This window comes from Photobacterium alginatilyticum (assembly GCF_009910675.1).
Lineage (GTDB): Bacteria > Pseudomonadota > Gammaproteobacteria > Enterobacterales > Vibrionaceae > Photobacterium > Photobacterium alginatilyticum.
This window is the reverse complement of record NZ_RSEJ01000216.1, coordinates 1-560: the sequence shown is the minus strand read 5'-3', so window position 1 is coordinate 560 and position 560 is coordinate 1. Positions and strand designations below refer to the sequence as shown.

The following is a 560-nucleotide window of genomic DNA, read 5'->3' as shown; positions in this document are numbered from 1 at the left end:
GACCCACCATCTTCTCCTTTGAAGATGTAAAACATCGGAGGGCGATTAGCTCAGTTGGGAGAGCACCTCCCTTACAAGGAGGGGGTCACTGGTTCGAGCCCGGTATCGCCCACCACTCTTTCTTTTCGAGAGAACCCAAAATACCCGATGGGGCTATAGCTCAGCTGGGAGAGCGCCTGCCTTGCACGCAGGAGGTCAGCAGTTCGATCCTGCTTAGCTCCACCACTCTTTAAGCGCATTTCTTGRAAAAGAAGTGAGTGTGTTTAAAAAGTGGTTATCTCTTGATAAACACATGCTCTTTAACAATCTGGAAAGCTGACTAGTAAATTCAATTTTTACAATTGAATTAAAATGTTTTTTATCTTCGGATAAAGAACGAGTTCTCAAGCAAACACATTCAAGTGTCTTGTGTAGAGTCCGGCGAAAAAACCAATGTCCTTACATTTCTTGATCGAATGTAGGTGACGTAAACCTTGGTTGTTTGAACATACGCTTTTGTCTTCACTTTTTTGAAAAGTGAAAATAAAAAAACTCCTTGGGGTTGTATGGTTAAGTGACTA

2 tRNA genes are annotated in these 560 nt (G+C 42.4%); both read left to right on the top strand.

From position 1 onward, the window contains the following. The first annotated feature begins 39 nt into the window (after positions 1–39). A tRNA-Val gene (locus EIZ48_RS28640) sits at positions 40–115 on the top strand. A gap of 34 nt (positions 116–149) precedes the next feature. Continuing rightward, positions 150–225: transfer RNA gene (locus EIZ48_RS28635), tRNA-Ala, on the top strand. The last annotated feature ends 335 nt before the right edge of the window (positions 226–560 follow it).